Origin of the sequence: Trinickia sp., assembly GCF_051954495.1 — a bacterium.
Lineage (GTDB): Bacteria > Pseudomonadota > Gammaproteobacteria > Burkholderiales > Burkholderiaceae > Trinickia.
In genome coordinates, this window is record NZ_JBQCHR010000125.1 from 20,190 (window position 1) to 41,302 (window position 21,113).

20 protein-coding genes are annotated in these 21,113 nt (G+C 64.5%); 7 read left to right on the plus strand and 13 right to left on the minus strand.

Annotation, left to right across the window (positions count from 1 at the left end; genetic code table 11):
* Nucleotide 1: 1 nt before the first annotated feature.
* Entirely contained in the window at nt 2-1,492 is a 1,491-nt protein-coding gene (locus tag ACTHNR_RS16895) for an N-acyl-D-amino-acid deacylase family protein (RefSeq protein ID WP_440548805.1), read from the minus strand.
* Nucleotides 1,493-1,649: 157 nt separating this feature from the next.
* Here ACTHNR_RS16895 and ACTHNR_RS16900 point away from each other — a divergent pair, with 157 nt between their 5' ends.
* A complete protein-coding gene (locus ACTHNR_RS16900) occupies nt 1,650-2,933 on the plus strand; it encodes an amino acid deaminase (RefSeq protein ID WP_440548806.1) in 1,284 nt (427 codons plus the stop codon).
* A 43-nt stretch (nt 2,934-2,976) separates the two neighbouring features.
* On the opposite strand, the gene ACTHNR_RS16905 is transcribed toward ACTHNR_RS16900, so the two are convergent.
* Both ACTHNR_RS16905 and ACTHNR_RS16910 read right to left on the minus strand, forming a co-directional pair.
* Nucleotides 2,977-3,495, minus strand: coding sequence for a MarR family winged helix-turn-helix transcriptional regulator (locus tag ACTHNR_RS16905; RefSeq protein WP_440548807.1), 519 nt, complete (start codon nt 3,493-3,495; stop codon nt 2,977-2,979).
* A 25-nt stretch (nt 3,496-3,520) separates the two neighbouring features.
* Nucleotides 3,521-5,152 (minus strand): MFS transporter, encoded by a 1,632-nt coding sequence (locus ACTHNR_RS16910; RefSeq protein ID WP_440548808.1) that lies wholly within the window; start codon nt 5,150-5,152, stop codon nt 3,521-3,523.
* A 105-nt stretch (nt 5,153-5,257) separates the two neighbouring features.
* Here ACTHNR_RS16910 and ACTHNR_RS16915 point away from each other — a divergent pair, with 105 nt between their 5' ends.
* Nucleotides 5,258-6,115 (plus strand): EcsC family protein, encoded by an 858-nt coding sequence (locus ACTHNR_RS16915; protein WP_440548809.1) that lies wholly within the window; start codon nt 5,258-5,260, stop codon nt 6,113-6,115.
* Here the strand turns inward: ACTHNR_RS16915 and ACTHNR_RS16920 are convergent.
* From ACTHNR_RS16920 to ACTHNR_RS16935, 4 genes are all read right to left on the minus strand, one after another.
* Complete coding sequence (locus ACTHNR_RS16920) at nt 6,085-7,044, minus strand: alpha/beta hydrolase (RefSeq protein WP_440548810.1); 960 nt, start codon at nt 7,042-7,044, stop codon at nt 6,085-6,087. The two genes, ACTHNR_RS16915 and ACTHNR_RS16920, sit on opposite strands and share 31 nt — an antisense overlap.
* Nucleotides 7,045-7,115: 71 nt before the next feature.
* Nucleotides 7,116-7,550, minus strand: a complete 435-nt coding sequence (locus tag ACTHNR_RS16925) for a CHRD domain-containing protein (protein WP_440548811.1) — start codon at nt 7,548-7,550, stop codon at nt 7,116-7,118.
* A 127-nt stretch (nt 7,551-7,677) separates the two neighbouring features.
* Nucleotides 7,678-8,076: a surface-adhesin E family protein gene (locus ACTHNR_RS16930; RefSeq protein ID WP_440548812.1), complete on the minus strand. Its 399-nt coding sequence runs from the start codon at nt 8,074-8,076 to the stop codon at nt 7,678-7,680.
* Between the two features lie 233 nt (nt 8,077-8,309).
* Nucleotides 8,310-8,825 carry a lytic transglycosylase domain-containing protein gene (locus ACTHNR_RS16935; protein WP_440548844.1) on the minus strand — a complete coding sequence of 172 codons (516 nt, stop codon included), beginning with the start codon at nt 8,823-8,825 and terminating at the stop codon, nt 8,310-8,312.
* Nucleotides 8,826-9,220: 395 nt separating this feature from the next.
* Between ACTHNR_RS16935 and ACTHNR_RS16940 the strand changes: the two genes are divergently transcribed.
* The 4 genes from ACTHNR_RS16940 to ACTHNR_RS16955 all read left to right on the plus strand — a co-directional run bounded on the left by ACTHNR_RS16940 (nt 9,221) and on the right by ACTHNR_RS16955 (nt 13,918).
* A complete protein-coding gene (locus ACTHNR_RS16940) occupies nt 9,221-10,444 on the plus strand; it encodes an amidohydrolase family protein (protein ID WP_440548813.1) in 1,224 nt (407 codons plus the stop codon).
* A 538-nt stretch (nt 10,445-10,982) separates the two neighbouring features.
* Nucleotides 10,983-12,089: an ATP-grasp fold amidoligase family protein gene (locus ACTHNR_RS16945; protein ID WP_440548814.1), complete on the plus strand. Its 1,107-nt coding sequence runs from the start codon at nt 10,983-10,985 to the stop codon at nt 12,087-12,089.
* Nucleotides 12,086-12,835, plus strand: coding sequence for a DUF6875 domain-containing protein (locus ACTHNR_RS16950; protein WP_440548815.1), 750 nt, complete (start codon nt 12,086-12,088; stop codon nt 12,833-12,835). The genes ACTHNR_RS16945 and ACTHNR_RS16950 overlap by 4 nt, the downstream gene beginning before the upstream one ends.
* A 48-nt stretch (nt 12,836-12,883) precedes the next feature.
* On the plus strand, nt 12,884-13,918 hold the full coding sequence (locus ACTHNR_RS16955; protein ID WP_440548816.1) for a methyltransferase: 1,035 nt from the start codon (nt 12,884-12,886) through the stop codon (nt 13,916-13,918).
* Here the strand turns inward: ACTHNR_RS16955 and ACTHNR_RS16960 are convergent.
* Nucleotides 13,894-14,859: a LysR family transcriptional regulator gene (locus ACTHNR_RS16960; protein ID WP_440548817.1), complete on the minus strand. Its 966-nt coding sequence runs from the start codon at nt 14,857-14,859 to the stop codon at nt 13,894-13,896. The genes ACTHNR_RS16955 and ACTHNR_RS16960 overlap by 25 nt on opposite strands.
* Before the next feature lie 137 nt (nt 14,860-14,996).
* On the opposite strand from ACTHNR_RS16960, the gene ACTHNR_RS16965 reads away from it, so the two are divergent.
* Nucleotides 14,997-15,830, plus strand: coding sequence for an MFS transporter (locus ACTHNR_RS16965; protein WP_440548818.1), 834 nt, complete (start codon nt 14,997-14,999; stop codon nt 15,828-15,830).
* Nucleotides 15,831-15,844: 14 nt separating this feature from the next.
* Here ACTHNR_RS16965 and ACTHNR_RS16970 read toward each other — a convergent pair whose 3' ends face one another.
* From ACTHNR_RS16970 to ACTHNR_RS16990, 5 genes are all read right to left on the minus strand, one after another.
* Entirely contained in the window at nt 15,845-16,852 is a 1,008-nt protein-coding gene (locus ACTHNR_RS16970; RefSeq protein ID WP_440548845.1) for a bestrophin family protein, read from the minus strand.
* Between the two features lie 42 nt (nt 16,853-16,894).
* Nucleotides 16,895-17,896, minus strand: a complete 1,002-nt coding sequence (locus ACTHNR_RS16975) for a DedA family protein/thiosulfate sulfurtransferase GlpE (RefSeq protein WP_440548846.1) — start codon at nt 17,894-17,896, stop codon at nt 16,895-16,897.
* A gap of 73 nt (nt 17,897-17,969) precedes the next feature.
* On the minus strand, nt 17,970-19,241 hold the full coding sequence (locus ACTHNR_RS16980; protein WP_440548819.1) for a DUF3734 domain-containing protein: 1,272 nt from the start codon (nt 19,239-19,241) through the stop codon (nt 17,970-17,972).
* 10 nt (nt 19,242-19,251) lie between these two features.
* Nucleotides 19,252-20,034: a 3-hydroxybutyrate dehydrogenase gene (locus ACTHNR_RS16985; protein WP_440548820.1), complete on the minus strand. Its 783-nt coding sequence runs from the start codon at nt 20,032-20,034 to the stop codon at nt 19,252-19,254.
* Between the two features lie 40 nt (nt 20,035-20,074).
* Nucleotides 20,075-20,854, minus strand: coding sequence for an acetoacetate decarboxylase (locus tag ACTHNR_RS16990; protein WP_440548821.1), 780 nt, complete (start codon nt 20,852-20,854; stop codon nt 20,075-20,077).
* Between the last annotated feature and the right edge of the window lie 259 nt (nt 20,855-21,113).

Here is a 21,113-nt window from a genome sequence, read left to right on the forward strand (position 1 = left end):
GTCAGAACGCGCCGGGCTCGCCCGGCCGGTCGCCGGCCGCATTGCCGGCGCGCGGCACGAAGCGGCCCGCACGCTCGCCCGAGGGCGCGCGGTCGCGGTACGAGAGCACGCCGTTGACCCACACGGCATCGATCCCATCGGCCACTTGGCGCGGGTTTTCGAACGTGGCGACGTCGCGCACGCGGGCCGGGTCGAACAGGACGAGATCGGCGTGAAAGCCGACGTGAATCTCGCCCCGGCGCTCGAGCCCGAAGCGCCGCGCGGATAGCCCGGTCATCTTGCGCACGGCCTCCTCCAGCGGGATGAGCGCCACGTCGCGCGCGTAATGCCCCAGCACCCGCGGAAACGTGCCCCATAGGCGCGGGTGCGGCAGCGGGTCGTTCGGCAGGCCGTCCGAGCCCACCATCGTGGCCGGATGGGCCAAAATCCGGCGCACATCGTCCTCCGACATGTTGTGATAAACCGCGCCGGCCGGCTGCAGGCGCTGAGCCGCTTCCTGCTGCGACACGCCCCATTCGCTCGCGATCGCCGAAAGCCGCTTGCCCGACGCTTCAGGGTGCGGCGTCGACCACGTCACCGTAATTTCGATATCGCCGGTGACCTGCTTCAGATCGAGCGTCGTGGAACTCCGATCGTACGGATAGCAATCGCAGCCCACGCGCTGCGTCGCCCGCGCGCGTTCGAGCGAGGCGAGCACTTCCAGACTACGTCCCCAATTGCTGGGGCCCGCGCATTTCAGATGCGAGACGACGACGGGCACGCGCGCGTGCCGGCCGATCCGGCATGCTTCGTCGAACGCATCGAGAATCGCATCGAACTCGCTGCGCATGTGCGTCGTATACACCGCTCCCGCTTGCGCGAGCGGCTCCGCCAGCGCCATGACTTCCTCGGTCGGCGCGCTGAACGCCGACGCGTAAGCTAGGCCCGAACTGAGCCCGAGCGCGCCGTGCTCCAGCGCCTCGGTCAACTGAGCGCGCATGGCGTCGATTTCGTCGGGCGAAGCGGCGCGATCGAGCCGGTCCATATGGTTGCTGCGCAGGGCCGTATGGCCGACGAGGGCCGCCACATTGACGGCCGGATGCGCGTGGTTGACGGCCTCCACATAGGCGCCGAACGTGGGGAAGCGAAAGGCGTCGCGCTCGCCGAGCAGGTTCATCGGATCGGGCGGATCGCCGCGCAGCGCAACGGGCGACGCGCTGATGCCGCAATTGCCGACGATCACGGTCGTCACGCCCTGCGAGAGTTTGGGCAGCATTTGCGGCTCGCGAATCACGTGCGTGTCGTCGTGCGTATGCACGTCGATGAAGCCGGGCGCCAAGGCGCGGCCGTCGGCCTCGACGATCTCCTCGGCGATCCAGTTCGACAGATTGCCGACGGCGGCGATTTTATCGCCGCGAATGGCGACGTCGCGCACGACGGGCGGTTTGCCCGTGCCGTCGTAGAGCGTTGCACCGTAGATCAGCGTATCGGCGGCTTCGGGATGAGAATGCATGGGATCGTCTCCGGGGGCGGGTGCGTGCACGGGCAACAACGACCGCAAGAAAACGCGGCGGCGCCGACGTTGCGAAGAATCCTACTCGGTCTTTATGTACCATGGGAACCTTGACGTCGGCTTTGGCGCCGGCGCCCGCTCTCACCAGGACACCCCGATGACATTGACGATCACGAGCTACTCGAGCGCCGCTATCGACCCGCTCGGCAAGGGCCTCGGCACGGTGCCGAGCGCGAGTGTGCCGCTCGACGCCGCCGCGAATCTCGAATGGAACCTGCTCGCCGAAGACGTGAGCCTGCCCGCCGCCGTGCTCTACGCAGACCGGATCGCGCACAACTTGAAATGGATGCAGGATTTCGTCGCCGAATACGGCGTCAAGCTTGCGCCGCATGGCAAGACGACGATGGCGCCGCAGCTTTTCCGGCGCCAGATCGAAACGGGCGCCTGGGGCATCACGCTCGCTACGGCGCATCAAACGCGCGCCGCCTACCACGGCGGCGTCGAGCGCGTGCTGATGGCGAACCAGCTCGTCGGCAAGCACAACATGGCGATGATCGCCGAGTTGTTGTCCGACCCGGATTTCGAGTTCTTCTGTCTCGTCGATTCCGTGGACGGCGTGGAGCAGCTCGGTGCGTTCTTCCACGCGGCAGGCCGCCGGCTGCAGGTGCTGGTCGAACTCGGCGTGGCGGGCGGGCGCACGGGCGTGCGCGATGACGCGCAACTCGAACAGGTCGTGTCGGCAATCGGTCGCTACGACGGCACGCTCGTCCTCGCGGGCGTCGAGATTTACGAAGGGGTGCTCGGCGACGAGCAGGCCGTGCGCGCCTTCTTGCGCCGAGCCGTTCAGACGACGCGTTCGCTCGCGGCCGCAGGCCGCTTCGGCCGCGCCCCGGCCGTGCTGTCGGGCGCGGGCTCGGCCTGGTACGACGTCGTGGCCGAAGAGTTCGCCGCGGAATCGAAAGCGGGCGAGATCGAGGTCGTGCTGCGTCCGGGCTGTTATCTGACGCACGACGTCGGCGTGTACAAGAAGGCGCAAACGGACATCCTGGCGCGCAATCCCATCGCCAAAAAGATGGGCGAGGCGCTGCTGCCGGCGTTGCAGCTTTGGGCGTACGTGCAATCGATTCCCGAAGCGGACCGGGCGATCGTCGGGTTCGGCAAACGCGATGCGGCCTTCGACGCCGGCATGCCGGTCCCGGCGCGCCACTATCGCCCCGGCGCGAGCGAACCGCGCGCGGTCGAGCCCGGCGAGGGTTGGGAAGTCACCGGCATGATGGACCAGCACGCCTATCTGCGTATCGCGCCGGGCGCCGATTTGAAGGTCGGCGATATGCTTGCGTTCGACATCTCTCACCCGTGCCTGACGTTCGACAAGTGGCGTCAGTTGCTAATCGTCGATTCGAGCTACCGTGTCACGGAAGTCGTCGAAACGTTCTTCTGAGGGCTGAGCGGCGTGCCGCCATGGCGGCAGCGCGCCGCGCGTCTCAACGCAGGCGGCTTGGCATTGCAGCGTGGCCGCCGTCCGCCATGGCCGGCTCCTTCCCGTCCGCGCTGCCGGCCGTCTCCACGGATAAAGCCGAACCGGCCACGTCGCCGATGCGCGCTTCGAGCTTGGCCAGCGCATCGGACAAGGCCGCAAGCGCCTCGTCCGGCAGCGAGCCCATCGTCTCGAGCAGAAACGCGTTGCGCTGAGGCAGGCTCGCCTCGACGGCGCGACGCCCCTCCTCGGTCAACTTCACATTGGTGATCCGATTGTCGCGCGCATCGACGCTCCGCTCGATCCAGCCCAGGGCCTCGAGCGTTTTCAGTTGACGGGTGAGCGCTCCCGGATCGACGCGCAACCGTTCGACAAGCCGCTTTTGCGACCATTCGCCGCCGGGCTCCGTCAATGCGAGCAGGATGCGCCAGCGCGGCATCGCATGCCCCACTCGGGCCTCGAAGCCGGACAGGAACGCCCGGTATGTGCGGCCGAACTGCTGAACGATGCCTACGTAGTCTTCCATGATGCAACCCTGATTTTCTGTGACGCTATTCGGCCGCGGGCGCGCTAACCGCCTCGGCCCTGCGCCTGATGCTCACGTGCGGCACGCGCCGGCATTGCCACAGCGCGATGAGCGCGACCACGGCCGCGACGGCGATCCCCGCGTGAATGGCGGCGACGAGCGCCTCCCGCGCGAGTTCGAGCAACGCCGCGCCGTCATGCCCCGAACGGGCCAGCGTATCGAGCAGCGTCTTTTGCGCCGCGTGATTCACGAGAATCTGCGGATCGCGCATCGTCGGCCACCACTCGTTGGCATGATCGGCAGCGAGCGCATCACGCACGCCGCGCGCGTAAAGATGCGTGATCAGCGTGCCGGTCACGGCCGTCCCGAACATGCCGCCGATCATCCGCAGCGATTGCAGCAGCGCGGTGGCGATGCCCAGGTGTTCGCGGCCCGCCGTTTCCTGCGCGAACACGGTCAGGTTCGGCAGCACGAAGCCCAGGCCCACCCCGCCCAGCATCATGAGTCCCATCAGCAGCCAATGCGGCGTGGAACGCGTGGCCAGCGCCACGCCGGCGCAGGCAAGCGCGAGCAGCGCGCTGCCCGCATACAGCATGGCGTTCGGACGCGGGATGCGCGTGACGATCCGGCCGTTCAGAATGCTTCCGATCGTGATGAAAACGACGAGCGGCGTCACGAGAACGCCGGCATCCTTCGGCGAAAGCCCGAACCCGCCTTGAAGCAGCAACGGCGCGAAGAAAATCAGCGAGAACATCGAAAATCCGCCGAGCAGCGACAGCGTGAACAGCGCGGAGAGGCTGCGGTTGGCGAACATGTCGAGCGGCAGGATCGGCTGTTGCGCGCGCGCCTCCCACTTCCAGAGCGCCACGGCTGAGACGACCGAGGCAACGGCCAACGCCGCGACGCCGACAGAGAAGCCGTGCTGCGACAACGATTCGACGAGCAGTTGCAGCGAACCGAGCGCGATGGCGATCAACAGCGAGCCGGGCCAGTCGAGCCGAATCTTGGCGCGCGATTCGATATGCCGCATATGCGGCAGGTAGCGCCAGACGAAAATCAGCGACAGCAGCCCGACGGGCAAATTGACATAGAACGCGGAACGCCAGCCGTAGTACTGCGTCAGAAAGCCGCCCAGCGACGGTCCGATCGCATTGGCGATACCGAATGCCGAACTCATGAGCACCTGCCAGCGCAGGCGCACGACCGAATCGGGAAACAGATCGGGAATACAGGCGAACGCGGTGCCGACCAGCATACCGCCGCCAATTCCCTGCAATGCGCGGGCGACAACGAGAAACAGCATGCTGTTGGCGGCCCCGCACAGCACGGACGCGCCGGTGAAGACGACGATCGAAGCGATGACGAACGGTTTGCGCCCGAAGTAATCGCCAAGCCGCCCGAAAATGGGCACGGTGATGACCGAGGTCAGCAAATAAGATGTCGCGACCCAGGCATACAGCTCGAAGCCGCGCAGTTCGGCGACGATCGTCGGCAGCGCGGTGCCGACCACGGTCTGATCGAACGCGACGAGCATCGTGACGAAGGAGATGCCGAGCATCGCGAGCAGCGACTCTCGGAAAGGCAGCAATTGCCCACGCGAATGGTGAGCTGCGGTGTGAACGGCCATTTTTTGCAACCGCAATCGTTGACGTGTCAAAGAATGCGAAATGATAGCATGACCGTATGTATTACGCAGCCGGCCATTGGGCCGCCGCCTTGCTCGGCAAGCATAAACGTCGCGCTTCTTCACCGAATTTCTGATATGGAACCGATCCCGTTCGTCGAGCCAAGTCTGTCGCCGGAAGACATGGCGACGCTTGCGCTCGCCAAGCGCACCCTGGAAACGCAGCCGCTGGCGATGAAGCTCGCGGGGGCTGTCGGCGCCCCGATCGAACGGCTGATGTCGAAACTTCCGGCTGCCGCGCACGATACGATCGCGCAGGCGACACGGCGCGCACTCGACAAGAGCCTTCAGGCCGCCGTCGCAACGCTCGGCGCACCCTATCTGATTGCCGATGAAAGCGCGGCGGTCTCGGGCCGAGCCTTGGGCGCCGCACCGCGCGACTGGCTCCACAAGGTCGCGGTGGCCACGACGGGCGCGGCCGGCGGCGCCTTTGGCTTGCTCGCGCTGCCCGCCGAATTGCCGGTCACGACAACGCTCATGTTCCGCTCGATTTGCGACATCGCGCGCAGCGAAGGCGAGGATCTGCGCGGGGTCGAGGCGCGGCTACAGTGCCTCGCGGTCTTCGGTATGGGCCGGGGCGTGCAAGACGAGGACGCCGATCTCGGCTATTTCATTGCTCGCGGCGCACTTGCGCAGGCCATCTCCAAGGCGTCGTCGGAACTCGCGAGCAAGGGCGTCGCCGCGCACGGCACGCCGGCGCTCATGCGGCTGATGAACACGATCGCCGCGCGCTTCTCGGCCCAAGTGAGCGAGCAAGTCGCGGCGAAATCGATTCCCGCGATCGGCGCCGTGCTGGGCGCGGTCGTCAACACCGTTTTCATCGATCACTTTCAACAAACGGCGCACGGACACTTCACTGTACGCCGCCTCGAACGGCGCTACGGCAGCGAGGCCGTCCAAGCCGCCTACCGCGCCGCGGCGTCGAGCGCGACCTGAGGGGTGCGCTCGCGCGCGTGAGCTCGGACGAACTGGGCGGCGCGCTCGAGCGCTTTCGTCGACTCCGGGACGAACGGCGCCCAAAGATGCCAGACATGAGGCATGTTTGGCCAAACCTCGAATTGCACCGGCACGCCGCACGCGCGTGCACGCTCCGCCACGCGACGGGCATCATCGAGCAGCACTTCGGTGCTGCTCGCTTGAATGAGCAGCGGCGGCAGCCCCGCGAAGTCGGCGTAAAGCGGGGAGAGATAAGGGTGAGTCGGGTCCGCGTCGGCTACATAGAACTTTGCCGCGCGAGCGATCGCCGCGCCGCAGAACATCGGGTCGAGGCCGTCGTTCGACACGATCGTGCCGCCCGTGGCCGCGAGGTCAGTCCAAGGAGAAAACAGCACGCCCGCCGCCGGCAATGGGTCGCCCGCATCGCGCAGCGCGACGAGGGTCGCCAAAGCGAGGCCGCCCCCGGCCGAATCGCCGGCGACGACAATCGAATCGGGCGCCGTGCCGTCCGCGAGCAAACGCCGATAGGCCGCCAGCGCGTCGTCGAGCGCGGCGGGGAAAGGATGTTCGGGGGCGAGGCGATAGTCGAGCGAAAACGTGTGCGCGCCGCAGCGGGCGGCTAGCCCGAAAACGAGCGGGCGATGAGACGACGGCGAGCAAAAATAATAGCCGCCGCCGTGGCAATAGAACAGCGTCCGCACGGGCGCGCCGCGCTCGCGGTCACCCTTGCGCTCGAGCCATTCGCCGCGCAGCGGCGCGTCGGATGCCCGATCTCGCACGACGAGCCGCCAACCGGCCGGCACCCTGGCTCGGCGAAAGCTCGACGCGGCATGCGCGCGAGCCCGCTCGACGCTCACGTGCGGCTTGAGCGTCTCGGGACGAAACTGCTTTTTGAGCAGCCAACAGGCGACGGCGCTTTGCCAGCTCATCGCGGGACATTTCCCATGGAACGCTAGATCGAGGCATGCCCGGCGCAAAGCCGGGCGTCACCGTGCACCCTTCAGTTCGCGGGAAGCACCTGCCCGCGGATTTCACCGGTCTTGTTCTGAGCGGTATGGACGTTGAAATACCACTTGCCGCTCATGAGTTCGGTTTCCTGCGGTCCCGTGAGCGTCGCCTCGCCTTCGATCGGGCTCGCGAGCTTTGCCGGCGGAATGGTCACGACAGGCGCGGCGTTCACCCCGACGGGCGCGGGACCATGGAAGTGAGCCATCGTAGCCGGTCCCGTGAGGCCCGCGTAATCGATCGTCCATTTGAGCACCTTCGTCGACGTATCAAAGGTCGCTTTCAGGTCGCCGTGGCCTTTCGAGGTATTGGGCGGCACTTCGCTGGAAGGCTCGAGGTCTGCCTTCAGCATCACCGTGTCCGCGAACGCGGCACCGGTCGCCATTGCCCACATGAGAACGGCGACGTTCAGCTTACGCAATACATGCATCGTGCACTCCTGTTTGTTGGCCGCCCCTTTTCAACGAGGTCCGCACCCCGAACAAGGCGGTCCCACATACTAGAGCAAGTCGCGCACGGGCGTATGTCGCGCTCGCCGATGCGTACGTGCTCTCGCCTCAGCAGACCTTGCGGAACATGGTGTCGACGACGGTGCCCGGGCTGACGGCCACCCAAGGCGAATCGGGCGAACGCACAATGCCTGCGGGCGCACCGTCCGCACCGAGATAGCGCGTATCGAGTGTGCGCCACTGTTTGCCGGCGCAATCGATCTGGTAGCGCGTGACCGAGACGGCGACGGGCGCACTCGCGCCGGGCATCATCGCCGGAGCAGTCCAGTTCGTTTTCGCGGTGTATTCGATGTAACCGTTGGAATCGGTTACAACACTGTCGGTGTCGACCGAATAGGCCAAGTCGCTCGCGCTCTTGAGGGCGGTCCATTGCGTGGCGTCGGCTTCGGCATAGGCCATCGCGCCGAGTGCGACCGAAACGATAATTAATGGGCGGAGCCAATTCATATTCTGTTCCCTGACTGTTCGAAATTGGCCCGGCTTTGCGTATTCGCTAATTATTTTGGTGTCCTACATATCCCACTTGCACGACGGTCAGATTCTAGCAGAGCATGCGAAAGAAACGCGACGCAACATGTCGTGAATTGCGCTGCAATGGCGCAAAGTGCCGGGGTGGGCCGCTGCCTCGGTCGAAGCGATGATGTCCGCTGCTTACGACATCTGCGCGTCGACCGCCGACGTCATTGCGGCGAAGGCGCCTCGGCCGCATCGGCATCGCTGGCCGCATCAGCCGTTTGGAAATCCTTGGCCCGCGTGCTGACTTTGCGCGCGTACGCCGTGGAACCGCCATAGCTCTTGAGCGCGGCGCTCACGTCGCCACGCGCCGACTCCAAATAGCCGTGCAAGATGGCCGAACCGGCTTCGATATTGGCGGCGGGTTCGGTCAAGTCGATATTCTTGACGAGCCGCTTGTGCGCCGCCGGCACGACTTGCATGAGGCCCGTCGCTCCGTGGGCGCCGCGGGCATGTTCTTGAAAACGCGATTCGATCGAAATGATCGCGAGCACGAGCGCGGGCGGCAGCGAATACTTTGACGCCGAGGACATGACCGCCGAGGAGATTTGCTCCGCTTTCGCGCGCGCAAGGCCGAATTTTTGCGTCAGCAAATCGCGAATTCGATGCATTTGCCCCTGCACGACGCCGCTCTCGACAGCGGGTACGTCGACCGCCGACGCGGCCACGGCTGCCATCGGCATCGATGGCGACGGCGACGATTTGGCGGCGGATACAGGCTGGATCCCCGGCCCTTGTGCACCGACCGACGATGCCTCGCCCTGCCCGAGCGCTCGGGCGCCGATCGCGCTCGCGGGCGTGTGCCCCGCCTGCGGCTGTTGCGCAAACGCGGTTGCGGATGCAAGCAGGCCGAGCGAGACAAGCGAAGCGGAAAAGAATCGGGGCATGAACAGTCGAAGTAGCGCAATGCGCCGCATTATAGCGATCCAAATTGCGGCCTTCAGGGGCCCGATCGAATTCGTCTGTCGATTGGTTTCCTGCGTCCATCGCTTTGGGTCGGCCGGCCTGCCATGACCGGCGTTCGGCACGATCCGTGCGAAGCATCCGTCACACGCGCAAGACAAAAACGGAGGAGGGCATGCGCATCGCCGGTCAACATTGCCCGCGGTGGGTTATCGCCGGCGCCATCTACTTCAATCACGAGGCGCATCGATTCATAGCCGCGGACATCGAGATCGAAGGCGACCGGATCGCCGCAATCAAGGCGGCGGGCTCGTCCAGGGTGGCGCGGACCATGGACGCCCGCGGCTGCGTCTGCACGCCGGGCTTGATCCGCGCCGGAACCGGCCAGCCGGCGCCGCGGCGGTTGGACGACCACTTACTCAGAGCGGGCATCACGACGCTCGGGTACGTGTGCGCCACAGCGCGCGAATGCATTCGCGCCGCGCACGCGACGCGCGGCCGAATCGTCGCCGGCTTGACGCTCAACGCGTTTTCCAGCGAACGCAATGCGCAGCGACACGCGGATGCGCGCGAGTCGGTGCACGAGCTTCGGATTTTCGAGCGCATCGCCGCACACGTGGCGAGTGCAGGCGCGCACCTTACTCCGGCCGTGCGTTGTGCCGCCATTCGATCCGCGCATGAACTCGTCTACGCCCACCGCTTCGCCGCAGCCCTGGGACGCAAGCTCGCGATCGCCCTGTCCGATTCGCCGTCGGCCGCGCAAGCCTTTCGGGAACGCTTTTTTTGCAGCGAAATGGAACTGCTCGCCTATCTGCACTTGCTGGGACCGGAGGTAACGGTATGGGGTTTGTCGCAACTGACGCGCCGCGATGTCGACATTCTGCGCGCGTCGGGCGCCGCCGCATTCGGCGCCGGGGGGCAGTTGCCGAGCACGCGGCGACAGCGTGCACCCGGCGCGTCGGAGCCCCATGCGACGCGCCTGTGCGCGTTCGGCTCGGGCCTCGCCGTCATCGGCGGCTCGAACTGCGCGGGCGGATTCGGTCCGTCGCCGGGTTTGAGCGCTCCCCGCGGCGCCGAGCGGGTAAGCGCCGCCGACGCCCGAGTCGATGCGTTGACGGTCTGCGCCGCGGCAGCGTTGGGCGACCCGACCTGCGGCCGCATAGCGCCGGGAATGCGTGCCGATCTCTGTCTGTTTTCAGGAGCGGCAACCGCTGTGCGCAGCCTCGGCAGCGAGGCTTTCCTGCGGTTGTTCGCGCGCGGTGAACCCGAGGCCGTCGTGGTGGGCGGGGTTCTCGTGGCGGGCGCCGCCCGTGCCTCGGTCGATGAGACCGCCGTTTCGCCGCGCCGCTCGGACTCGCGCGCCCTACGTCGCGTTGCGCATACGCCCGCCTCGTCTTGACCGTCGCGCCCGCTCGCACCACGCCTAACATAGGCGCGGCAGCCTAATTTTAGTTAATCCGAATGCTCGCACGGTCTCGCGAAACGATAAATCGACCACGCAAATGCGCAATGCGTGCAAGGTTGGCTCGGATGTTTATTGCTCGAACGCATCCGCTTCAACCTGCGGGCGATTTAGCATTCATCCGATATATATCGAGCCGGCCCCGCCAATTCTCCCGGCCGGGCACGCAGCTGCCCCCAAGGGGCAAGCCCACCGCGGGCGACGCTCCGCTCGACGGAACCGTCTTTGAACCGATTTAGCGGGCATGCCGAGGTGGTTCCGTGATAACCGCGCCCTTATGAGTAACAAGGCTAAACAATTTCCTAATTCTGTAAGTAAAGATTGCTTTGTAACAAACCGGCGAATAACCACGGCATAAAGCGCCAAACGTTCCCGACTTCCGGCTCGACTTATTGCTCGCCCTCTGCCGCGATGGTTCTATCTGTCTGCAACACAGCGACCTCAAAACATACGATTCAACGCGAAGGGACAGACCATGCCGAACGTAGCCGAACCCGGTGCGCAGCCGACGAGCCCGATCGAACGGCCCCGCTGCGACGGCGCAGCGCTCGCCGTGCCTGGGCCCGTCCTCGCCGTCCGGACGGAGCACTTCTCCGAACCGGCAAGCAGGGCGCAGGCCGGCGGTCTCCTCGGCGCACAGCAAAAACGCGGCGATACGCCGAACGCCGCGCTGCGCGCGCTATGGCGCGGCGCCAAGCGCGTCATGCCCGACGCGCTGTTTCTCTGCCTTTCGCATTGGCGCCACGTCGGCCGTTTGCCGAATCTCATCGCGCCGAAGACGTTCAACGAATTCATCTTGCACCGCTGCCTGCATCCCGAGCCGCAATGGAGCTGGCTCGCCGATAAGCTGGCGGTGCGCGAATTCGTCAAGGAGCGGATCGGCGAGGAGCATCTCATCCCGCTGATCGCGGCGCCCGATGTCTTCACCGAAGAGGTTTTCGAATCGCTGCCGAGCGCGTTCGTCATGAAGACGAATCACGGCTGCGGTTACGTCAAGATCGTTCAAGACAAGCGACACACGTCCTTCGCCGAATTGAACGGCCTCGCTCGAAAGTGGCTGGCCGAGGATTTCTACCGCGCATCGCGCGAACGGCATTACCGGCCGATCAAGCCGCGGCTCTACTTCGAGCAATTGCTGCAGGATCGCGCCGGCCATATTCCGAACGACCTGAAGATCAATATGTTCGGCAGCGATGCGGCCGGACCCATCGTCTACGCAGGCATCGTCTCCGATCGGTTCGGCACGCCGCACGGCGACGTCTTCGACGCCCATTGGAATCGCGTCGACCTGGCCATTGGACATTACCCCCAAAGCGCCGTCCCGCCCGCGCCGCCGCCGCACTGGGACGAAATTCTTCGCCTTGCGACTCGCTTGGCGGACGGGCTCGGCTATGTGCGCGTGGACCTTTACGTGCCGGACGGCAAGGTGTTTTTCGGCGAACTGACGTTCACGCCCGGCGCGGGCGTCTTTCCATTTCATCCGCACCGATTCGATCACGAATGGGGGCGCCTTTTCAAAAACATGCTCGAGGACGACCGACGCGTCGGCCGCAATGACTTCAAACAAGGAAGCGCCGCATGAACGAGCAGAACACAGGCACATCGATGCCGGAACCGGTTTCTCTTGCGCTGGCCGACATGGAGCGATCGCTGCGCGTCTCGACCGAGATCGACGCCATCGCCGACACGCCGTTGCGCGATCTCTACGCCACGGGTCTCGCGTGGATGCAGCGCTTCATCATGCGGCCGCATGCCGATCTCGGCCGCAAGGGCGCGGTATGCCCTTTCGCAAAGCCCGCGCATGAAGAACGCGCACTGCTGTTTTGCTCGTTCGATGCGGCCGAGATGCCGTTCGATACTTACATCGACACCTTGATGCGTCTGCCGCGCCTGTTCGAGCGCTTGGCCAAGGAGCGCAGCGAGCCCTCCGAGCTGCTGTCGCTCGCCGTGTTTCCGATCGGCTTGCAGGCCGGTGCGCACTACAAGTTCATCGACTGCGCGCACGCGATCTTGAAGCCGTTTTTCATGGAATGCGGGTTGATGCTCGGCGAGTTCCATCCCGCGAGCACGGTGCGCGGCGCGCACAGCGATACGTTTCGGCCCATGCGCGCCGATGTGCCGCTGTTCGTGATCCGCGCCATGGCGCTGCACGACATCTTGTTCATCGACGGCGAATCGACGTCGACCGTGATGCGCGTGCATGAACTCGAATGCTACCTGCGCTGGAACGCCGGACGCTTATCGCCCACGGAAGCGCAGCGGATCGCCGATCGGCTCGCGCAGCGCAAGAGCCAATTGGTCGGCGACGAGATCGCCCTGCCGGCTTGACGAATGGATGGAGGATGGATTGACGACGATGATGGGAGGAGAAGCGTGATGGACGAGCTGTCGTGGGAAGAATGGCAATCGCTGTGCGAAATGATGAACGGTTTCATCAAGACGCAGGTGTTGTCGAGCGCATGCGATCTCGCGGTATTCGACGTGATCGAGCGCGGCGCGACGGTCGCGTCATTGCCAAGCCAACTCGAAATCAACGAGCACGGATGCCGCGTCCTGCTGCTCGGCCTGAAGCAATTGAAGCTCGTCGAAGTGGACGAAGCGGGCGTCATCAAGAACGCCCCGCTCGCGCGCCGTTGTCTGCTGCGCGGCTCGGCGCAGTCGATGGTTCCGTTCGTTCGCCTGAACGACAAGATTCAGCATCGCGCTTGTTTGCATTTCACACAGGCCTTGCGGGAAGGACGCAACGCGGGGCTCGACGAATTCCCTGGCGACGCGCCCACGCTGTACGGCCGGCTCGCCAAAGACCCCTCGCTCGAGCGCTTGTTTCATGAAGGCATGGGCGCCTATACGCGGCTGTCGCCGAGGATGATGGCCGTCAAGGAGTTCGCCGACGTATCGAATTTGCTCGATGTGGGCGGCGGCGACGGCACCAACGCGATTCGGCTCTGCGAACGCTATCCGTCGCTGAAAGTAACGCTGATCGATTTGCCTTCGGTGATCGAGAAAGCGCGCGCGAACATCGAAGCGCACGGTCTATCCGATCGCGTGACGTGCCAAGCCGTCGACATGTTCGCGGACCCCTGGCCGCACGGGTGCGACGGCGTCATCTTCTCGCATGTGCTCGAGATCTTTTCGCCGGAGACAATCGGCCTCCTCTACAAGAAGACGCGCGCCTACCTCGATAGCCAGCGCGGCGGACAGCTCTTCGTGTGGTCGCTGATGTGCGATCCGGACGAGGCCGGAGGCTTGCAGTCGGTCAAATCGTCGCTGTACTTCGTGACGGTGGCGAGCGGCCAAGGCATGGCCTACCCGCTGCGCGATCACGAGGCCTGGCTGAGGGATGCCGGCTTCGACGTGGTCGCCACGTACGACGCCCGCACCATCGATCATTGCGCGCTGGTCGCCCGCTGAGCCGGAGCACCACGCCCGAGCGCGTCTTGCTCGGCCCGATATTGTTTGACGTGATCGATGAACGCCCGCAGCTTGGGCATGATCTGTCGCCGGCTCGGGTAGTACAGGCAAACGCCTGGCATCGTCGGCGCGAACGGCGCGAGCACCTGTGCCAGCCCGGAGCTTTTCAACGCCGGCGCCACGACGGCCTCGGGCAGCTGAGCGAGGCCAATGCCTTCCAATGCCGCCCCGAGCAGGGTCGGAAAATCATGAGCGATGAGCGGGCCGGCCACGGCAATCTCCAACGCCTGCCCGCCGTCGTTGAATGACCACGGTTCGATGACGCCGCTTGCGCGCCGCCACCGCAGGCAGGCGTGCTTGCGCAGATCGCCCAACGTGCCCGGACGGCCGCGACCTTCGAAGTAAGCAGGACTTCCCACGACGACGAAGCGCAATGGCGGCGTCAGCGGCACGGCCACCATGTCGGCCGCCAGAAACCGTCCCATTCGGATGCCCGCATCGAAACCGCCCTGGGCGAGATCGACCAACTCCTCGCTGGCGGCAACCTCTACCTCGATTTCCGGATAAGCCTTGCAGAACGACGCGATCAGCGGTTCGAGCAGGATCGGCACCACCGCGCGCGGCACCGACAGCCGCAGCAAGCCGGCCGGCCGCTGACCGAGGCCACGCGCCACTTCGCTCGCCGCCACGAGTTCCTCGAAGGCGGGCTTGGCGCGCGAAAGAAACCGCTCCCCGGCTTCGGTCAAGCCGACGCTACGCGTCGTGCGCGTGAAAAGCGCCGCACCGATGCGCGCCTCGAGCACGCGCACGGCCTGGCTGATGGCCGACGGCGTCACGCCGAGCGCGGCGGCCGCCCGCCGAAAACTTCGGTGCTGAGCCACGCTCAGAAACGCCTCCACCCCGTCGAGGGCGCCCTGCCTGACTGTGAAGTTTTGCTTCATGGCCCGTCAACATTGTGAGGAATATTCGCCCGCGAGCGGCCATGGTACACCTATGCCCATCCGCTGAAACGCCCGGCGGATGCTCGCTCGAGCGAGCCGGAAATCGACCCGCCCCGGCTGTCCATGGAGAACCGAAGATGACCGCTGCCCCGCTTTCAATCGACACCGCCTCGCCTCGTTCACCGTGGCGTTCCGTCCTGTGGCTCGTCCTTGGGACGGCAGTGTGGACCGCGCTGATCTATCGGCTGCCGATCATCCCCATGAGCGGCGTGCCGACCACCACGCACCAGCTGAGCGTGCACCTCGTTGTCGCGCTCGGCGCGTGGCTCGGCCTATCGCGAACCGATTTGAGCGCGAGTGAGCGCCGTACGCTCTGGTTGGCGCTGATGATTCCGTACACGCTCTGGTTCGCGCTTGTCTGGAGCGCCTCGATCAACGGCGTCTTTCACGCCGACCTGCCCTCGCGTGTGCCCCTGCTGCCGCTCGCGATCTTCCTGCCGGTCGCGATCGGCGCACCGCTGCTGCTGCGCTCGTCGCGCGTGGGACGCGTGCTCGACGCCATGCCCGCGACCTGGCTCGTTGCGCTTCAGGTCTATCGCGTGTTCGGCAGCTTCGCGCTCGCCGCGTGGCTGCGCGGCGCGATGGCCGGCGCATTCGCGCTGCCGGCCGGGGTGGGCGACGTGCTGACCGGTCTCCTCGCCCTGCCGGCGGCCTTCGCCGTTGCGGCCGGCACGGCGCAAGGCCGCAAAACCGCGATCGCATGGAATGTTCTCGGCCTCGTGGATTTCGCCGTTGCGATCACCATGGGGATGATCACGTCGCCGGGTCCGCTCCAATTGATCGTGCCCAGCGTGCCCAGCATCGGCGCGGGCGTCTATCCGGACGTGCTGACACCGGCGCTCGTCGTGCCCAGTTCGATCTTGCTGCACGCGTTGTCGTTGCGTCAGCTGCTTCGGCGTTCGAACGGGTGACTTCGGCAGCAAGATCACAGCACGACGCAGGCATCGGGCTCCGGCGTCGACAGCGCCATGTCGTCGCCTAGCATTTCCTTCATCTCGCGTTCGATATTTCGGCAGAGCATCGAAATGGGCACGTCGTTGGCGCCGCCTTCGAACGGGTTCTCCGTACTGCCTCCCACTTGCTCGAGCGACGTGTACATCCACGAAACCATCACGCTGAAAGGCACGACGAGCCAAATCATGTTGCCGTGCATGAGCCCTGTCACGCTGCGATTGAGCGCGTCGAATTCCTGCAGCAGTCCGAACGGAAACACCAAGCAGAAGAAGCGCACGAACAAGGTATTCACCGTCGCATACTGGCGTGGGTAAGGGAAATTCTTCAGGCGCTCGGCCTTGGCTTGCTGGTCGATCAGATCCCGCAGCGCGCGCTCCATTTCCATGTAGAAGTTACTGCCGATCTGCCCCGACGCGTGCAGCCTTCGTATCGCCGCGCACTGCAAGCTCATCACCTTAGTGGCCTTGCTGGCGCTCGACAAAACCGGCATGAGTTCGGCTTTCGGCAAGTACTCGGGCATTAGTGCGTCGATGGCTATTTCGCGTTCGGGAATGCGGTAAAAGCGCAGGTATTCGATGTTGAACGACTGATTCATGCTCTCCCAGACACGCGGCTGCCGCAGTTCGTAGCGCAACGCAGTCATCCACGCCAAATGACGATTGACGAGCTCCTTCGAGCGTTCGACATCGCCGAGAAAATCCCTGGCGATCATGCCCCAGAGGCGGCTCCCGCTCTGGATCGAGGTCCAGACCGCTTGCGCTTCCATGGCGCGGTTATAGGTCTGGACGTTCTTGAAGCCGACGATGAACGACGTGGCCGTGCCGAGCAGCGCGACGACCGGCATCGGCACGGAAAGCCAGGTCAAGCCCAGGCATTGATACAGTACGACGGGCACACTCGCCCATACCAAGAGCCAGTAGATCTGCCGTCTGGTCCAGATCACGAACTCGGAGAACTTGTACGCTTTTCCCAAATGCATGGTGAATGGGGCAAGCACGCCCCCCCCGATAAATCGCCGGCCTCATTGCGCGACGAGCTTGCGCACGTCTTCGCCGGCCACGGCGTCGTTGATGGTTCGCATCGGATCGAGTTCGAAACCCGCCAAGCGCCACGCATCGATACCGCCCGCAAGCGGCAGCGCGAGCTTGACGCCGGCCAGCCTCAAGCGCTTGGCCATCCACGCAGCCGAGATCTCGTTCGGGCAGGAGCAATAGATGACCAGCGTTCGATTCGCACCGTATCGCGGCACGATGTCCTGCAGTTGCCGTTCATCGGCCAGCACCGCACCCGGTATGACAAACGGATCGAGCGAGCGCCGCTCGGGCGAACGAATGTCGAACACGACCGGCCGCGGATGTCTCGCCAACAACGCATGCAGTTCGCTCGCGCTGATGCGCGCTTTTTCGAGGGCCTTCGCAAGCAGAATGCGCCGGCAGTACCGATACAGCACGTACGATGCGAGCGCCACGCCGATCACGCCGAACGCTTGCCAGCCCAGATGCGCGACGTGCTGAAAGAGCACGTCGATCTGCGAGGCGAACACCGCGCCTACCGCCAAGCCGACGAGCGACCACAGCGCCACCCCCAAACAATCGTGCACGATGAATGAGAGTAACTTCACCGCCATCGCCCCGCATAACGGCACCGCGACGAGCGACAGCCCAGGCACGAATCGCGCCACGACCAAGACGCGAACGCCCCATCGTCCAAAGAAGCGCTCCGTCTTTTTCACGCAGGTGTCCCGCGACAGCGAGAGCTTGCAGACCGTGTGCAGCGTGCGTTCGCCATAGCGCTTTCCGCCTTGGAACCAAACGAGGTCTCCGATCACGCCGCCTAACACGGCCGCGCCTAAGAGCAGCATGAAATGCAGCGCGGTCGAGGAAAATCCCCCCGCCGCCACGGCGATGCTGGCGCCGATCGTGATCAAGGTCGGCATCGCGGGCAACGGCAGGCCGACCGAAGCCCCCAACACGTTCAGGAACACGACCGCAACGGCGTACCTAGCGATCAACTCATGGGTCAACATGATGCGGGTGCTCCTTCGTGCTCGTTCATTCGATCCGCAAAGCGCTGCTTCGCGGCACTCGCTCGCGGCGCTACTTCGCGGCCGACATCTCCTCTTGCGGCGAAGCGTCGGTCCTCGGCGAAGCCTGTTCCACGGGCTCTTTGGCTTCGGCCTCCTCGGGCTTGAAGCGATGCACGTCGCGCGTGACGAAGCCGACGTCGCGACTGGGAATCTCGAACCACTCGGGGTGGCCGAACGAGCGTCGAATATCTTCCAAGCCGCTCGCCCAGTGCTCGCGCATCGTGCTGGCACTGAATTCGTAGTCCTTGTAATGCCCCTCGAACGTCTTGTTCTTGTAGATCAGGTGCACGACGTTCACCGCGCTTCCGTTCGCCGTTTTTTGCGCCTCGCGAAGCAGCGGATGTGCAAGTCGCGTCTTTTCCGGGATATGCTCGAGCAGCGCCCGGATCATCTGTCCATACTTCTGGTGCTGCGACATGAACGCGGTGATGGCTCGGGTTCGGCTTGAATACTGAATGTCCTTCGTGCGCTCGCTCACGTCCAAGAAATTGCCGGGCAGCTTGCCCCGCGAACTCCATAGGTCGACCTGAAAGACGAGCGTGTCCTTGTGCTGACACTCCCTGACGATCTCGGTCAGCGGCGTGTTCGAGACGAGCCCGCCGTCCCAATAGAATTCGCCGTCGATTTCCACCGCCGGAAAACCGGGCGGCAGCGCGCCCGATGCGATGAAATGTTCCGGAGCGAGCCGCATCAGCGAATTGTCGAAGTAGACGAGATTGCCGGTGCGGACATTGACGGCGCCGACCGACACGCGAATGTTGCCGTCGTTGATACGATCGAAGTCGGCGAATTTCAGCAGCGTCTCGCGCAGCGCGGCGGTGTCGTAATAGCTCACTTCATCGGGACGCTTGCCCACAAGAGCCGCGAACGGCTCATGCATGCGCGGAGAAAAGAATCCCTGCTGACCTTCGAACAGGGTGCGCGTCGCGGCCCACGCGCTCGACCAGCGACGCGTCATGTCCTCGAAGCCCGGCCATGCCGGAAGGCGCGCGCTCAGATGCGCGAATATATCCGCGCGCTGACTGATGGTGCGCCAAAACCCGCTCAGTGCCTCGACCCGGTCGGCCGGCGCGTTGCCGGCAATGATGGCGGTATTCAATGCTCCGATGGAGATGCCCGATATTCGGCTAGGTTCGACACCGACTTCCGCCAAGCCTTCATAGACGCCGGCTTGATAGGCGCCTAACGCCCCGCCTCCTTGCAGAACGAGTCCGATCTCGTCATAAGCGGGAAGCGTCACACGGTTCGGCTGTTCGAGCTTGTTGCGTCGACTCGTCTGCATGGTCGTCTCCTTATTGCATGAACCAGCCGTGACTGACCACGATCGACTGGCCGGTCAGCGCGTTCGATTCGAAGCCGGCGAGGAATGCGACGGTGTCGGCGACATCGGCGACCGACGTGAATTCGCCGTCGACGGTGTCCTTCAACATCACGTCGCGCACGACTTGCTGCTCGGAGATGCCGAGGGCCTTCGCCTGCTCGGGAATTTGCTTATCGACGAGCGGCGTTCGAACGAAGCCCGGACACACGACGTTCGCGCGCACGCGACGCGGCCCGCCTTCCTTCGCCACGACGCGCGCGAGGCCGAGCAAGCCATGCTTGGCGGTCACATACGCCGATTTGAGTTGCGACGCCTCGTGCGAGTGGACCGATCCCATATAGATCACGGCGCCGCCTTTGCCCGATGCGTACATATGCTTGATCGCAGCCTTGGTCGTTAAAAACGCGCCGTCGAGATGGATCGCCAGCATCTTTTTCCAGTCGGCGAACGCGTAGTCTTCGATCCGGTTGACGATTTGAATGCCGGCATTCGACACGAGCACGTCGAGACTGCCCAGGCGGCTCACCGTTTCGGCCACGCCGGCCTCCACCGCTTCTTCGCTCGTCACGTCCATTGCAACGGCCATCGCCTTGCCGCCCTGTTCGGCGATGCTCTCGGCCACCTTGCGTGCGTTGTCGATATTCAAATCCGCGATGACGACCGTCGCGCCATCCGCCGCGAGCTTGCGCGCGCATTGTTCTCCGATACCGCTTGCCGCGCCCGTCACGAGCGCAACTTTGTCTTTGAGTGACATACGTCCTCCTTTAAGAGGTAATGAGGGGGTAACCGTGGCGCTATTGGTTCACCGCGAGTTTCACGGGTTCGGCGGGCGCGAGATAGTCATAGGCGACCTCGCCCACGTCGAGCGTCAGATTTGCGACGATGTGACGCGCGCCGACGATCCTGCGCACGGGCAGATCGGCAACCGATGCCAGCGCATGCGGGTGCAATTCGAGCGCCGCGGGCCCTTCCCACGCGCCGATGACGTCGACGTCGCGCAAATAGAAGCGCACGAGTTCGCACACGCGCGTCGAGCCGTCGACGTGCGGAATGACCTTGAGCAGATAGTTCGGCGTATCGGCGAGCTTGCCGCGCTCGGCCGCCGTATCGATCTCGCGATACTTGTAGCCCATCGTTCCGGTGGCGATACGCTGGCTGCCGTAATCGAGCGTGCCGAGCAGCGTGTCCTTGCCGTCGATGCAGAGCTTCGGAGAAGCGAGCTTCTTCGGAAAGCCCCAGATTTCGCGGCCGCCAGCGATGGGGCCTTCGTCGTCCAAATACATGGCGTGCGTGAAGTTGGCGCGATTGCCGTCTTCGTCGCGGACCGAGATGACTTGACCGCTCTCGGTGTAGTCGCCGAAGCCCGACGAGTCCGGCATGCGAATGAACTCGTAGTGAACGATCGCCTTGTCGACCGTCAAAGGCTCGGGCACGACGGCCCTGACGGCGTCCATGTCGCTTTCGTAAGAAATGATGAAGTACTCGCGATGCATGAAGCGAAACGGCGGACGCGGATACGCCGGATTGAGCACCGGCATCGCAAACGCGTTTTCTCGGATGTCTTGTTCTTTCATGGGGCGGCCCTCGGTATGGAAGCGATGCGTGTCGAACATCGCAATGGCGGGTACGTCGGGACGAATCGTAGGCGGGCCGCTCGGTCGGCGGTAGCCATTGGCGCGAGCGCACAGTGTTGTGCGGGCAACAACAATCGACGCGGGCCGTCGCGAACCCGCGCGCGAGAACGCTTTTGGCGCGCACTTCTTTAATCGCTCAATGAACGAACGTTCGCATAGGCCAATGTCATGTTCGGATTTTTGAAGCGGCTGCTGACTT